Annotated in this window: 14 protein-coding genes and 1 other RNA gene; 14 read left to right on the forward strand and 1 reads right to left on the reverse strand. The window is 70.5% G+C overall.

Annotated elements, in window-relative coordinates:
- Nucleotide 1 precedes the first annotated feature (1 nt).
- Complete coding sequence (locus QFZ27_RS14110) at nucleotides 2-1,369, reverse strand: SDR family oxidoreductase (RefSeq protein WP_429227024.1); 1,368 nt, start codon at nucleotides 1,367-1,369, stop codon at nucleotides 2-4.
- Between QFZ27_RS14110 and tsaA the strand changes: the two genes are divergently transcribed.
- The 14 genes from tsaA (at nucleotide 1,368) to QFZ27_RS14180 (ending at nucleotide 13,954) form a co-directional block, all read left to right on the forward strand.
- On the forward strand, nucleotides 1,368-1,865 hold the full coding sequence (tsaA, locus tag QFZ27_RS14115; protein ID WP_429227025.1) for a tRNA (N6-threonylcarbamoyladenosine(37)-N6)-methyltransferase TrmO: 498 nt from the start codon (nucleotides 1,368-1,370) through the stop codon (nucleotides 1,863-1,865). The two genes, QFZ27_RS14110 and tsaA, sit on opposite strands and share 2 nt — an antisense overlap.
- A 102-nt stretch (nucleotides 1,866-1,967) precedes the next feature.
- Entirely contained in the window at nucleotides 1,968-3,761 is a 1,794-nt protein-coding gene (locus tag QFZ27_RS14120; protein ID WP_429227026.1) for an ABC-F family ATP-binding cassette domain-containing protein, read from the forward strand.
- A complete protein-coding gene (locus QFZ27_RS14125) occupies nucleotides 3,761-4,639 on the forward strand; it encodes a DMT family transporter (RefSeq protein ID WP_429227027.1) in 879 nt (292 codons plus the stop codon). Before QFZ27_RS14120 ends, QFZ27_RS14125 begins: the two co-directional genes overlap by 1 nt.
- A 179-nt stretch (nucleotides 4,640-4,818) precedes the next feature.
- Nucleotides 4,819-5,253 carry a protein tyrosine phosphatase family protein gene (locus QFZ27_RS14130; protein WP_429227028.1) on the forward strand — a complete coding sequence of 145 codons (435 nt, stop codon included), beginning with the start codon at nucleotides 4,819-4,821 and terminating at the stop codon, nucleotides 5,251-5,253.
- A gap of 78 nt (nucleotides 5,254-5,331) precedes the next feature.
- Nucleotides 5,332-5,589: a type II toxin-antitoxin system ParD family antitoxin gene (locus tag QFZ27_RS14135; RefSeq protein ID WP_429227029.1), complete on the forward strand. Its 258-nt coding sequence runs from the start codon at nucleotides 5,332-5,334 to the stop codon at nucleotides 5,587-5,589.
- Nucleotides 5,586-5,882 carry a type II toxin-antitoxin system RelE/ParE family toxin gene (locus QFZ27_RS14140; RefSeq protein ID WP_429227030.1) on the forward strand — a complete coding sequence of 99 codons (297 nt, stop codon included), beginning with the start codon at nucleotides 5,586-5,588 and terminating at the stop codon, nucleotides 5,880-5,882. The genes QFZ27_RS14135 and QFZ27_RS14140 overlap by 4 nt, the downstream gene beginning before the upstream one ends.
- Nucleotides 5,879-7,342: a MocR-like pyridoxine biosynthesis transcription factor PdxR gene (gene pdxR, locus QFZ27_RS14145; RefSeq protein ID WP_429227031.1), complete on the forward strand. Its 1,464-nt coding sequence runs from the start codon at nucleotides 5,879-5,881 to the stop codon at nucleotides 7,340-7,342. Before QFZ27_RS14140 ends, pdxR begins: the two co-directional genes overlap by 4 nt.
- A 90-nt stretch (nucleotides 7,343-7,432) precedes the next feature.
- On the forward strand, nucleotides 7,433-8,152 hold the full coding sequence (locus tag QFZ27_RS14150; RefSeq protein ID WP_429227032.1) for a pyridoxamine 5'-phosphate oxidase family protein: 720 nt from the start codon (nucleotides 7,433-7,435) through the stop codon (nucleotides 8,150-8,152).
- A 13-nt stretch (nucleotides 8,153-8,165) separates the two neighbouring features.
- Nucleotides 8,166-8,882: a GNAT family N-acetyltransferase gene (locus tag QFZ27_RS14155; protein WP_429227033.1), complete on the forward strand. Its 717-nt coding sequence runs from the start codon at nucleotides 8,166-8,168 to the stop codon at nucleotides 8,880-8,882.
- Between the two features lie 417 nt (nucleotides 8,883-9,299).
- An RNA gene (gene rnpB, locus QFZ27_RS14160) (RNase P RNA component class A) lies at nucleotides 9,300-9,707 on the forward strand.
- Between the two features lie 338 nt (nucleotides 9,708-10,045).
- Nucleotides 10,046-10,522, forward strand: a complete 477-nt coding sequence (locus QFZ27_RS14165) for a division/cell wall cluster transcriptional repressor MraZ (RefSeq protein ID WP_429227034.1) — start codon at nucleotides 10,046-10,048, stop codon at nucleotides 10,520-10,522.
- Nucleotides 10,519-11,493 (forward strand): 16S rRNA (cytosine(1402)-N(4))-methyltransferase RsmH, encoded by a 975-nt coding sequence (rsmH, locus tag QFZ27_RS14170; protein WP_429227035.1) that lies wholly within the window; start codon nucleotides 10,519-10,521, stop codon nucleotides 11,491-11,493. The genes QFZ27_RS14165 and rsmH overlap by 4 nt, the downstream gene beginning before the upstream one ends.
- Complete coding sequence (gene ftsL / locus QFZ27_RS14175) at nucleotides 11,490-12,212, forward strand: cell division protein FtsL (RefSeq protein ID WP_429227036.1); 723 nt, start codon at nucleotides 11,490-11,492, stop codon at nucleotides 12,210-12,212. Before rsmH ends, ftsL begins: the two co-directional genes overlap by 4 nt.
- Nucleotides 12,209-13,954 (forward strand): peptidoglycan D,D-transpeptidase FtsI family protein, encoded by a 1,746-nt coding sequence (locus tag QFZ27_RS14180; protein ID WP_429227037.1) that lies wholly within the window; start codon nucleotides 12,209-12,211, stop codon nucleotides 13,952-13,954. Before ftsL ends, QFZ27_RS14180 begins: the two co-directional genes overlap by 4 nt.
- The last annotated feature ends 1 nt before the right edge of the window (nucleotide 13,955 follow it).

The following is a 13,955-nucleotide window of genomic DNA, read 5'->3' on the forward strand; positions in this document are numbered from 1 at the left end:
TCTAGCCCTTTCTCGGACTGACGGGGTCTGCCTTGGCCAGCATGGCCAGGCCGAGGGCCGCGGCCGCGAGCGGCAGCCCCTTCGCCGCGGGCCCGAGCGGGTGGAGCCAGAGCTCCGGCGCGCCGACGGTCATGACCGCGACATAGGCGACCGTCACCGCGACGGCGGCGAGCGCGGCCGGATACTGCGTCGCGCGCGGCAGCATCGCGGCGCCGATGATCATGTCGAGGATGCCGCCGGCATAGACCGAGGCGGCGGCCAGGGCATCGGGAACACCGGCCTGCCTGGCCATGTCGATGCTCTGGTCGATCGGCCATAGCCAGATCGAACAGAGCCCCGACCAGATCCAGAACGGGGCGAGGCCGAGCGCCAGCAGCCGGCGCAGCACCGGCGATGCCGGCATCAGGCCGCGGGCAGCGGCCGCCAGCGGTCTCGGCGTCACCCCGGTTCCCCGGGGCAGCGCCTCGGGATCGCCATCTGCGCCGGCGTGCAGCACCTGAAGCATCGCATCGCCCGCGAGCGGCAGGCGCAGCAGGCCTGCGAGCCGGAAGACGATCCGCTCCAGCCCGGCCGGAACCGGCAGCGTCAGGGCGCGCCGGCCGTCCTGTTCGAAGGCGCGGAGATACCCTTCGAGATCGACCCGGTCGGGACCGCAGGCGTCGACAGTGGCCTCGTCGATCCGCGGCAGGGCCAGCAGCCGGACCACCGCCTCGGCGAGATCGTCCACATGCACGGGCCGGAACGGGCCGGACCGGAGTCGCGGGCGCAGCGGCAGGCTGGCAAGGTTGGCGAGCAGCCGCGAGCTCGCGCCGCCCGGGCCGCAGACCAGCGAGGGCCGGACGATCGTCCAGTTGAGCGCAGGATCGCCGCGCCGGTGGCCGAGCAGGGCATGCTCCTGCGCGGCTTTCCCGCGCAGCGATGCGACCGGTGCGTCGGCATCGGCGCCGATGCTGGAGATCAGCACGAGGTTCGGGATCCCGGCCGCCGCGGCCCGGTCGAGAAGGGCGGTGATGCCGTCGGTCATCCGGGCCGCCCTCTCGTCGTCATCGGTCAGATGGCCGGCGGCGACGACGATCCCCTCGACCTCCGCCAGACGCGGCGCCGCGCGCTCGGACGAGGGCGCATGTTCGAGGTCGTATCCCTGGTCCCGGCCAAGCGGGACGATTTGATGGCCGCCACGCGCAAGGGCGGTGTGGATCGCCCTCCCGAGAAAACCGGTGCTGCCGACGAGAAGAACGCGCATGGCTGTCGAAGTCCTTTGAGGCACAACGCCGGCAGCGATGCCGCCGGTCCCTCGACGCTCCAGGAATGGTCGGGACTCGTATATTGCCCTATATCGTGAAACGACACGGGAGCTGGAGATCCGCATGGTGCGCGAGGACGAGATCCGGGCGGCCGAACGCGCCGTCGAATGGCCCGAACCGGCCGATGCCGGCCTGGTCTTCATCGGCCGCATCCGCACGCCCTGGACCGACCGCATGGACTGCCCGCGCCAGGGCCGGCGCGACGGCCCGACCTGCCGGATCGAGGTGTTCGCGCCCTGGGACCAGGCGCTGGCCGGAATCGCCGAATACCAGACGCTGGAAATCCTGTACTGGCTGCACCGCTCGCGCCGCGACCTGGTGCTGCAGAGCCCGAAAAGCGACGGCACCACCCGCGGCACCTTCTCGCTGCGCTCGCCGGTGCGGCCCAACCCGATCGGCACTTCGATGGTCGCGTTGCTCGGCATCGAAGGCTCGACCCTGCTGGTGCGCGGGCTCGACTGCCTCGACGGCACGCCGCTGATCGACATCAAGCCCGACCGCTGCGCCTTCACGCCGCTGGCCCCGCCGACGCCGGGCGATGCCGATGTGGGGGATGCGTGACCTTGCCCGGCCGTTGCGCTGTCGGGCAGGCATGAGGAATCCGGGGCTGGTCAAGCCTGCCCATAGTTGCGACAAGGGCGGCCTCTCTCGGATCCTTGGCGCATGACCCTCCTGCTCGGCCTTCGCAACGCCGCCGTCACCTTCGGCGGCGATCCCCTCTGGACCGGCGTCGACCTGGCGCTCTCGGCCGGCGACAAGGCCTGCCTGGTCGGCCGCAACGGCAGCGGCAAGTCGACCATCCTGAAGGCGCTGGCCGGCACGATCGATCTCGACGGCGGCGAGCGTTTCGTCCAGCCCGGCATCCGCATCGCCTATCTGGCGCAGGAGCCGGACCTGACCGTCCACGCCACCGTGGCCGACTACGTCGCCTCCGCCTTGCCCGCCGACCGCGCCCATGACCATTGGCGGGTCGAGCAGGTGCTGGCCGCGATCAAGCTCGACGGAGACCGGTCGACCGACACCCTGTCGGGCGGGGAAGGGCGGCGCGCCGCCATCGCCCACGCCGTCGTCGGCCAGCCCGACGTGCTGCTGCTGGACGAGCCGACCAACCATCTCGACCTGCCGACCATCGAGTGGCTCGAGGCCGAGCTCAAGGCCTGGCGCGGCGCGCTGCTGCTGATCAGCCACGACCGTGCCTTCCTGAACGCGCTGGTGCAGCGCAGCTGGTGGATCGACCGCGGCGTGCTGCGGCAGATGGACAAGCCCTTCGCCGAGTTCGACGAATGGAGCGAGACCATCCTGGCGCAGGAGGAGGCGGAGCGGGCGCGGCTCGACAAGCGGATCGCGTCCGAGACCACCTGGTCGCGCCAGGGCATCAGCGCCCGGCGCAAGCGCAACCAGGGCCGCCTGCGCAACCTCTATGCCATGCGGGCCGAACGCCGGTCGCAGATCGACCGCCAGGGCGTCGCGGCGCTGGGCATCGCCGAGGCCGGCCGGGGTGCGGTCCGCGTGATCGAGGCCGAGCATGTGTCCAAGGCCTATGGCGACACCGTCATCGTCCAGGATTTCTCCACCCGCGTGGCGCGCGGCGACCGGATCGGCGTGATCGGCCCGAACGGCGCCGGCAAATCATCCCTGGTCAAGGTGCTGACCGGGGCCGAGCGGCCGGATTCCGGGACGGTGCGGCTGGGGCCGGGGGTGGAGCCCGCCTATTACGACCAGACCCGCGTCGCGCTCGACCCCGAGACCACGCTGCGCGACGTGCTGCTGCCGCATGGCGGCGACCATGTCCAGGTCGGCGACCAGAAGCGGCACATCGCCTCCTATCTCTCGGACTTCCTGTTCGATTCCTCGCGCATGTTCAGCCCGGTGAAGAGCCTGTCGGGCGGCGAGCGCGGCCGGCTGCTGCTGGCCAAGCTGTTCGCCCGGCCCAGCAACCTGCTGATCCTGGACGAGCCGACCAACGACCTGGACCTGGAGACGCTGGACCTGCTGGAAGAGGTGCTGGCGGATTTCCAGGGTACGCTGATCCTGGTCAGCCACGACCGCGACTTCCTCGACCGGCTGGTGACCTCGGTGATCGCGGTCGAGGGCCAGGGCCGGGTGACGGAGTATGTCGGTGGCTACACCGACTATCTGCGCCAGCGCCCGGCAGCCCAGGCGGCGGCCCCGGTGGCACGCTCCGCCCCGGCGGCCAGGCCCGTGGCTTCGAAGCCGCGCACCAAGCTCAGCTTCAAGGACCAGCGCGAGCTCGACCTGCTGCCCGGCCGGATCGAGGCGCTGACCGCCGAGATCGCCCGGCTCGGCGACGCGCTGCACGACCCTGGCCTCTACGCCCGCGACCCCGACGGCTTCGCCAGGAAGAGTGCCCGGCTCGCCGCCGCCGAGGCGGAGCGGGAGGCGGCGGAGGAACGCTGGCTCGAGCTCGCGTCCCTGGCGGAGGAGCTCGGCGCCTGATGATGCGTCCGCTCGACCTGCTGCTGGCCGTCGGCGTGATGCTGATCTGGGGCTACAACTTCGTGATCGCGAAATACGGCCTCGCGGAGCTGCCGCCGCTCCTGTTCATGGCGCTGCGCTTCGGCCTGGTGGCGGTGCTGCTGGTGCCCTTCGTGCGGATGCCGCGCGGGCGCTGGCGCGACGTGCTGGTCCTGGCGGTGATGCTGGGGCTGACCCATTTCTCGCTGATGTTCGTCGGGCTGGCGCATGTCGATGCCGCAGTGGCGGCGATCGTCATCCAGGTGCAGGTGCCGGCCTCGGCTTTCCTGGCCATGCTGCTGTTCGGCGACCGGATCGGCTGGCGCCGGGCGCTCGGCATGGCGGTGGCGATCGGCGGCGTCGCCATTTTGGCCGGCGAGCCGCGGCACAGCTCGGCCCTGTGGGCGATCGGGCTGATCGTGATGGCGGCGATCGTCTGGGCCGGCGCCAACATCCAGATGAAGCGGATGACGGATCTCGACCCCTCCACCATCAATGGCTGGATGTCGCTGTTCGCCGCGCCGATGCTGCTCTGCGCCTCGCTGCTGATCGAGGACGGCCAGTGGCAGGCGGTGACCCGGGCCAGCGGATGGGCATGGATCGCCGTCGCCTTCCAGGCGGTGGTCGTGGTGATCTTCTCCTACGCCATCTGGTACCGGCTGCTGCGGACCTATTCCGTCAACCAGACCATGCCCTATACGCTGCTGGTGCCGGTGTTCGGCGTGCTGTCGGGCGTGCTGTTCCTGGACGAGCCGGCAAGCTGGTCGCTGCTGCTCGGCGGCATCGCCACGCTGATCGGCGTCGGCATCATCATCCTGCGCCGGCCGAAGGCGGTCGAAGCCCAGGCGCAGGTCACGTGATGGATCGTTCCGTGCTGTCCTTCGGCCCTTTTTCCTGTCATGCCCGGGCTTGACCCGGGCATCCAGAGGCTGTCGACATTCTCTGGATTGCCGGGTCAAGCCCGGCAATGACAATAACGGGGCGGGAGTGGGGACGGCTGGCGTCCCGGCATCCAATCGGAACCGGTGAGAGGATCTTGATGGCCAAGCTGACGGAGATCGCGCCCGGCCTGTTTGCGGCGGCGCAGGTGGATCGCGCGGCGATCGCGGAGATCGCGGCCTCGGGCGCGAAGACCCTGATCAACAACCGGCCGGACGGCGAGGAGCCGGGCCAGCTGCCGGCCGAGCAGGCGCGGGCCGAGGCCGAACGGCTGGGCCTGACCTATATCCACATCCCGGTCACCTCCTCCTCAATCGCGCCGGGCGATGTCGAGGCGATGCAGCAGGCCCTGGCGTCGGCGCCGAAGCCGGTGGTGATGCATTGCCGCAGCGGCACCCGCTCGACCCTGCTCTGGGCCGCGGGCGAGGTCCTGGCCGGCCGCGGCGACGCCGGCGCGCTGGTCGCCGATGCGGCGGAGAAGGGCTTCCAGATCGCCTCCCTGCCCGACCTGGTGGCACGGTTGCGACAGGACTGACGCCCCACTCCGGTTGCGCCAGCATGGTTTGATAATTATTATGAATCCCTGTGTGGCGCAGTCTGGGAAGGATTGCCGATGATCAGCGCCGATTTGGGAGCGCAGCTCGAAAGCTTCGTGGCGAAGCTGGTCGAATCCGGCCGCTACAACTCCAAGAGCGAAGTGCTGCGCGAAGGCGTCCGGCTGATTCAGGAGAGAGAGGCCCGCCTGTCGGCCCTCGATGCGTCGCTGGCGCGGAGCCTGGCCGATGCCGAGGCGGGGCGGGTGAAGCCCGCGGCCGAGGTGTTCGACCGGCTGGAGGAGAAGTATAAAGGAATGGCGAAGCGGTCGTCATGATCGTCGTCATCTCGGCCGCGGCCGAGGCCGATCTCGAAGCGATCGGCGACCACATCGCCGCAGATGACCCGGCCCGCGCCGTGAGCTTCGTCCGGGAACTGCGGGACCGGTGCACGGGGCTGGCCAACATCCCCAAGGACTTTCCCTTCGTGCCAAGGTATGAGCATCACGGGGTTCGCTGGCGTGTGCACGGACTATACCTGATCTTCTATCGGCTCGAAGCCAGCACCGTGACGGTGCTGCACATCCTGCATGGGGCGATGGACTACGCCCCGATCCTGTTCCCGTCATGACCGCGCGTCCTTCCAGTCGTGCAATACGCGACCGCCCGGTCTCCTGGATCGACCTGATCGATCTCGGGCTCGACCCGGACGACAGCCGGCCGCTGTTCCAGCAGCTGCACCTGGCGCTGCGCGACCTGATCGCCCGCCGGGTGGTGCCGGCCGGCACGCGGCTGCCGGCCACCCGGATCCTGGCCGACCGGCTCGGCGTGTCGCGCACCACCGTCGTCGCCGCCTATGACCAGCTGCAGGCCGAGGGCGTGGTCGCCGGCCGGGTCGGCGCCGGCACCTATGTCGCCGCCGGCATCGAGGCGGAGGACCAGCCGGCCGCACCGGCCGAGAGCCCCGGCAAAGCCGCCGTGGCCCCCGCTTGGCGCAGTGAGTCCGTGCCCTTCGCCGCCGGCTTCTGCGGCATGCACCCGGCCACCGAGCGCGCCTGGGGCCGGCTGGTGCAGCGGCATCTGCGCGGCATCGGCGTGCGCCAGCGCGGCTATGGCGATCCGATGGGCCACCGGCCGCTGCGCGAGGCGCTGGCCGAGTACCTCCGGGTGTCGCGCTCCGTCGCCTGCGACGCCGACCGCATCGCCATCGTCTCCGGCAGCCAGCAGGGGCTGGACCTGGTGCTGAGCGCCGTGGCGCAGGCCGGCGACCCGGCCTGGATCGAGGACCCGTGCTACCCGGCGGCGCTGGCCTGCCTGCGCCAGCACCGGCTGCGGATCGCCCCGGTGCCGGTCGACGATCAGGGGCTGGACGTCGCCGCCGGCCTGGCGCTGGAGCCCGAGGCGCGGCTGCTGTACTGCACCCCGACGCATCATTACCCGCTGGGCGTGGCGATGAGCCTGCCACGGCGGCTGGCGCTGCTCGATTGGGCGCGCGACGGGCGCTGGGTGATCGAGGACGACTACGACAGCGAGTTCCGCTTCTCCGGCCGGCCGCTCTCGGCCCTGCAGGGCTTGGACCGGCACGGCCGCGTCATCTATCTCGGCACCCTCAGCAAGGTGCTGTTCCCCGGACTGCGCGTCGGCTACGTGGTGCTGCCGCCGGAGCTGGTCGACCGCTTCGCCGCCATCCGCAACGCCGCTGACCGCTTCCCGTCGACCATCCTCGACGACGTGCTGGTCGACTTCATCAACGAGGGCCATTTCACCCGGCACATCCGCCGCATGCGCCAGGAATATGCCGAGCGACGCGAGCGGCTGACCGCGGCGCTGGCGGCGGAGGCGGGCGGCGACCTGACCGTCGCCCCGATCGACCGCGGCATGTATCTCGTCGCCGACCTGCGGCCGGGGCTGGATGATGTCGCTGTGGCCGAGGCGGCGCGGCGGCGCGGCCTGGTGGTCCGCCCGCTGTCGCCGATGCACATCGCGGCGCCGCCGCGCCGGGCGCTGATCCTCGGCTTCACCGGCTTCCCGCCCCAGGCCCTCGACGCCGCCGCCCGCACCCTCGGCGCGGTGCTGCGCGGCTTCCGCTAGCGATTGGTCGGGCCGGCCGCGCGGAATTGGACCTTTCCAATTGCCTTCTCCGGCGTCATCGAGAAGGCCAATGCCGTTCCGAGGACCGCCATGAATGAGATCGTCCCCTCCGCCCGCGTCAGGCTGAAGCGCCTGGCCAAGCGCGGTGCCTATGACCGCGCCACGGTCCACGCCGTGCTCGACGCCGGCGTGGTCTGCCATATCGCCTATGTCCTCGACGGCCAGCCCTACTGCACCCCGACCGCCTATTGGCGCGACGGCGACCGGCTGTACTGGCACGGCTCCTCGGTCAGCCGGATGCTGCAGGGGCAGGGCGTGGGCCTGCCGGTCTGCCTGACCGCCACCCATATCGACGGGCTGGTGCTCGCCCGCTCCGGCTTCAACTGCTCGATGAACTACCGCGCGGTGATGGTGTTCGGCACCGCTTCGAAGGTCGAGGACGAGGCGCACAAGCTGGAGGCGCTCGACGCCTATGTCGAGCGGCTGTTCCCCGGCCGGGTGGCGGAGATGCGGCGCCCGACGGTGAAGGAGGTGCGGGCCACCACGCTGATCGGGATGGAGATCGAGGAGGCCAGCGTGAAGATCCGCAGCGGCCCGCCGCATGACGACGAGGACGACCTCGCCGCCGGCATCTGGGCCGGGGTGATCCCGATCGCCGAGACCATCGGCGCGCTGCAGCCCTGCCCGCTGCTGCCGGCCGGCATCGCCCCCGGCGCCGGCACCGAGCCCTATGCGCCCGGCCGGGGCTTCGACGACATCCTGCGGGCCAATGTCCGGGGCGCGATGGCCCCGGCCGAAGCCGGCGAGTGAACGGAGACCGATGATGGCCGATCTCACCAACGCCCTGGGCCAGCCGATCGGCGCCCCCGTTCCCGGCTGGGAGAAGCGGCCGCTGCCGCCGCGCACGCCGATGGAGGGCCGCACCTGCCGGCTCGAGCCGCTCGACCCCGCCCGCCACGCCGAGGAGCTGTTCGAGGCGATGGGCCGGGACCAGGACGGCCGCAACTGGACCTATCTCGGCATCGGCCCGTTCGCGGCGTTCGGCGATTTCCGCGCCTGGCTGGACAAGATGGCGGCGGGCAGCGACCCGCTGTTCCACACGGTGATCGACCGCGCCACCGGCCGGGCGGTCGGCGTCGCCTCCTATCTCCGCATCGACCCGGCGAACGGGGTGATCGAGGTCGGGCACATCCATTTCTCGCCGCTGCTGCAGCGCACGCCGATGGCGACCGAGGCGATGTTCCTGATGATGCGCCGGGTGTTCGACGAGCTCGGCTACCGCCGTTACGAGTGGAAATGCGACAGCCTGAACGCACCGTCGCGCGCCGCGGCCGCCCGCCTCGGCTTCCAGTATGAGGGGCTGTTCCGCCAGGCCCTGGTCTACAAGGGCCGCAACCGCGACACCGCCTGGTTCTCGATCATCGACGGCGAATGGCCGCGGCTGCGCGCCGCCTTCGAGCGCTGGCTCGCCCCTGCGAATTTCGACGCCGAGGGCCGGCAGCGGGAGAAGCTGTCGGACCTGACCAAGCCGGCAGAATAGACACGCTCCGCCGGTCAGTTCGTATTGCCTCTCCCGCAAGCGAGACCTTTTCAGAATAGCTGGACCCGCTCCTTTTTTAGTCCCCCCTCCCCTTGCGGGTGGGGGGCAGGGGGAGGGGTCTGCGCGCGTCCGCGCGCGAATGCGCAAAGGATGGGCTTCGCCATCAGGGCCAGATCACCAGATTCAGGCCCGTTCTGGTGTCGAAAACCCCCTCCCCCTTAGCCCCCTCCCGCGAGGGGAGGGGGGACTCATTTTGCTTTCGGCCGATGTCGTCGCGAGCCTCAGAGACAATCCGAGGACATTCTGAACAGGTCTCGCAAGCGGGAGAGGCTACGCATAAAGCCGGCGTCACATCTTTGTCATGGGACGGCATGGGCCGCCTTGCGGTCCGGCCGCCGGGTGCCTATACCAACGCCGGCAGATGGCCGGATGGCCGCTCTGCCGGGCTTCGGCCCGGCGGGGAGGAAAGTCCGGGCTCCACGGAAACACGGTGCCGGGTAACGCCCGGCGGGGGCGACCCCAGGGACAGTGCCACAGAAAGCAAACCGCCCGGCTCCGGCCGGGTAAGGGTGAAAGGGTGCGGTAAGAGCGCACCGCGAGGCCGGCAACGGTCGCGGCACGGTAAACCCCACCGGGAGCAAGACCGAATAGGGGCGGGGCGGCTCATGGGAAACCATGGGCCGACAGGCGTTTCCGCCTGCCGCCCGGGTTGGTCGCGCGAGGCGACGGGCGACCGTCGTCCCAGAGGAATGGCCATCCCTCGGCCCGCCGTCCGCAAGGATACGGGGCCGGGGACAGAACCCGGCTTACAGGCCATCTGCCGCCTTTCCAAGCTTCGCCGCCGAGCGGCCGGACAGCGTCCGGGCCGCATTCTCTTGTCTCGAGATGAGAACAAAAGAAAAACGATCTCAAGATCGGAGTCGAAAGAAGCGCTCCAACTTGGGTTTTGTTCCGGAGACAGTCGAAGAGTCCCGTCAAAGCGGCCAAAAAGCCACGGATACAGGAAATCCATTGATTTCCCATGATTTGACCGGCCCGTCCCATTGCGTTCCACCGTTGCCCATGATATCCCATGAACTCCCATCGGATGGGGTCGATCGTCCACTTCCGGGGTGTGGGCGACGGGGGTGTTGAGGCGGCGGGGCACGCCGCTGGGGGGATGGATGGCTCGGTTCACGGGCACCTACGTCAACAAGGTCGACAGGAAGGGGCGGGTCAGCGTGCCCGCTCCCTTCCGCGCGACCTTGGAGGCGCTGGGCGCTCCGATCGTGAACCTGAAGCCCTCCCCGGACCGCCAGGCCCTGGACGGGGTCACCGAAGCCTACATGGACGAGGTCCAGCGCCGGCTCGACGCGATGGACCTGTACTCGCCGGAGCGCGAGGCCCTGGAAATCCGCGAATTTTCCGAGACGCAGCAACTGCAGATGGATCCGGAGGGGCGGATCATCCTGCCGCGGCACATGCTGGATCTGGCGGGCATCACCGAGAGCGTCGCCTTCATGGGCATGGGCAGCCGATTCCAGATCTGGGAGCCGGAGGCGCTCAAGGCGCATCAGCAGGCCCGCCTGGCCGCCTCGCGCGACCTGACTCTGGCGCGGGCTGGAGGCAACGGGGCCGGCGCCAATGGAGGTGCTGCATGAGCGGCGCCCACATCCCGGTCCTGCTGAACGAGATCGTGGCGGCTGTGGCGCCGCGCGACGGCGACCTGATCGTCGACGGCACCTTCGGCCGCGGCGGCTATGCCCGCGGCCTGCTGGCCGCCGCCGACTGCCGGGTGGTCGGCATCGACCGCGACCCCGAGGCAGTGGCGGAGGGGCGCCGGCTGGAGGCCGAGCAGCCGGGCCGGTTCCGCATCATCGAGGGCCGTTTCGGCGCCATGGATGCGCTGGTCGGCGAGCAGGCGGACGGGGTGGTGCTGGATCTCGGCGTGTCCTCGCCGCAGCTCGACGACCCGGCGCGCGGCTTCTCCTTCCGCGCCGACGGTCCGCTCGACATGCGCATGGGGCGGGATGGGCAGAGCGCGGCCGACGTGGTCAACGTCATGGCCGAGGACGACCTCGCCAACGTGATCTACGATTTCGGCGAGGAGCGCCTGTCGCGCCGCGTCGCCCGCGCCATCGTCGCGGCCCGCAAGGAAGCGCGGATCGAGCGCACGTTGCAGCTGGCCGAGATCGTGCGCCGGGTGGTGCCGCGGTCGAAGGACGGCATCGATCCGGCGACGCGCACCTTCCAGGCGTTGCGCCTGTGGGTGAATGAGGAACTGACGGAACTCGACCACGGCTTGAGCGGGGCCGAACGCCTGCTTCGGCCCGGGGGACGGCTCGCCGTGGTCACTTTCCACAGCCTGGAGGATCGCCGCGTCAAGCGCTTCCTGGCGGAGCGCAGCGGCGCCGGCGGCGGCGTCTCGCGCCATGTCGCGGCGCCCGGCGGCGAGACCCGGGCGCCGAGCTTCCGCCTGGCGGCCAAGCGGTCGGTCACGGCGGGCGAGACGGAGACCCGCAGCAACCCGCGCGCCCGGTCGGCGCGGCTGCGGTCGGCGATCCGGAGCGAGGCTCCGGCCTGGCCGCCGGTTGGCCGGGGCGGCGGGGAGAGGGGGAGGGTGGCAGCATGATCCGCGTCGGCACGATGATCTGGCTCGGCCTCATCGGGGCGTCGAGCGCGTTCCTGTTCAAGACCAGCTACGAGGTGCAGTCGCTGGAAGGCGATCTGCGCGGCCTCAACCGGTCGATCCTGCGGGAACAGGATTCGATCCGGGTGATGCATGCCGAATGGGCGTTCCTGAACCAGCCGTCGCGCTTGCAGGCGCTGACGGACCAGTTTACGAAGCTGCGCCCGATCGCGCCGACGCAGATGCTCGCCAGCGCGGCGGATCTCCCGATGCCGCTGCCGTCGCTCGACGGCGAGCCGATGGCGCCGCCGGCGTCGCTGGTCGCCCAGGTCGATGCGCTGCCCAGCTTCGGGCCCGTGCCCCTGCCTGGCCACCGGCCCGGCGAGGGCGGACTCCTCCTTGCCGCGGCCGCGCCGATGCCTGTCCAGATCCCAGCCGTTTCGCCTCAGCCGGCCGCCGCCCCGGCCCAGCCGGTCGTTGCGCCGGTCCAGGTCGCCGCCGTCGAGGTCCGGGCGGCGCCGGTGGTGGCCCCGGTTTCGGCAGCACCCGTCGCAAGGGTCGCGGCCGCCGACGTCCCGATCCGGCCGGTGGTGGCGCCGCGCCGGCCCACCGCGCCGCTGGAGGCCGTGGCCCAGGCCCTGTCCCCGACCCGGGCCGCCGCATCGGATGATCCGATCGGCGCACTGCTCTCCGGCCTCGAGGCGCCGCGGGGAATTCGATGACGGCTGACGCGCTGGACGGAACCCGAGCTTCACCGCGGCAGACTGAGCCGGCCTTTCGGCCGGCTCAACGGCTTTCCGCGGCCATCGAGACGGGCCGCCAGCGCATCGTCATCAGCGCCCTCGTGTTCAGCGTCACCTTCGGTGCGATCGGCCTCAAGCTGGTCGACCTGATGGCCTTCGGCAGCGATGCCGACAGCGCCCTCGCCACCCATGCCCTGCCTGCCGCCGTGCCGGCCGCAGACCGGGCCGATCTGCGCGACCGCAACGGTCTGATCGTCGCCACCACGCTGCCGTCGATGTCGCTCTACGCCGACCCGAAGCTGGTGCTGGACCCGATCGAGGCCTCGCTGCGCCTGGCCAAGGTGCTGCCCGATCTCGACCAGGCCAAGCTGCTGGCCGACCTGTCGTCGGAGCGGCGCTTCGTCTGGTTGAAGCGCGGCCTGACTCCGACCCAGCAATACGAGGTCAACCGCCTCGGCATCCCGGGCCTGGCCTTCCAGAACGAGGAACGCCGCTACTACCCGGCCGGCAACCTGACCTCGCACGTCGTCGGCTTCACCAACATCGACGCCCAGGGCATCGCCGGGCTGGAGAAGAGCCTCGACGACCGCCTGCAGAACGGCGAGTCGGTGGCGCTGTCGCTCGACCTGCGGCTGCAGGAGATGGTGCGCGACGAGCTGCAGGCGACGGTCGAGCAGTTCCACGCCCAGGGCGGCAACGCCCTGATCATGGACGTCAACACCGGCGAGGTCCTGGCGATGGTCTCGCTGCCGGACTTCAACCCGTACGAGCCCGGCGGCCCCGCCGAGGAGGCGATGTTCAACCGGAACACGCTCGGCGTGTACGAGCCCGGGTCGACCTTCAAGATCTTCAACACGGCGATGGCGCTGGAAAGCGGCACCTCCAGCCTGACCAGCCTCTATGACGAGAGCCCGATCCGTGTCGGGCGCTTCACCATCCACAATTTCCGCGGCGACCCCCAGTCGGGGATGCTCAGCGTCTACGAGATCTTCCGGCTGTCGCTCAACACCGGCTCGGTGCACATGGAGGAGGCGGCCGGCGTCGACCGGCAGAAGGAGTTCCTGACCCGGCTCGGCCTGACCAGGCCGGCCCCGATCGACCTGCCCGAGGTCGGCGCCCCGATGGTGCCGCATCCCTGGAGCAAGGTCAGCGGCATGACCATCGCCTACGGCCATGGCATGGCGGTGTCGCCGCTGTCGCTGATCACCGCGGTCAGCGCCATCGTCAATGGCGGCATCCTGCACCCGCCGACCCTGTTCAAGCGCGATCCCTCGCAGCCGGTCCCGGGCAAGCGCGTGATCTCGGCCGACCTGTCGCGCACGATGCGGATGCTGATGCGCGCCGTGGTCACCGGCGGCACCGCGACCAAGGCCGAGGTGCCGGGCTACTTCGTCGGCGGCAAGACCGGCACGGCCGACAAGGCGGCGCGCGGCGGCTACAACCGGCGGGCCCGGGTGACCGATTTCGTCGGCGTGTTTCCGATCTACGATCCGAAATATGTCGTCATGACCATGCTGGACGACCCGCAGCCGATCAAGGGCACCTACGGCTTCGCCAGCGCCGGCTGGAACTCGGCGCCCTTGGGTGGCCGGATCATCGCCCGGATGGGGCCGATGCTGGGGGTCGAGCCGAAGAACCCGAAGGATCCGGCGATCCTGCAGATGCTGGCGCCGCCGGCCAATGCGGTGGTCGCCAATGTCTCGGGCGGGAACGAGGACTGAG

Source organism: Inquilinus ginsengisoli, from assembly GCF_050434925.1.
Taxonomy (GTDB): Bacteria; Pseudomonadota; Alphaproteobacteria; order DSM-16000; family Inquilinaceae; genus Inquilinus; species Inquilinus ginsengisoli_B.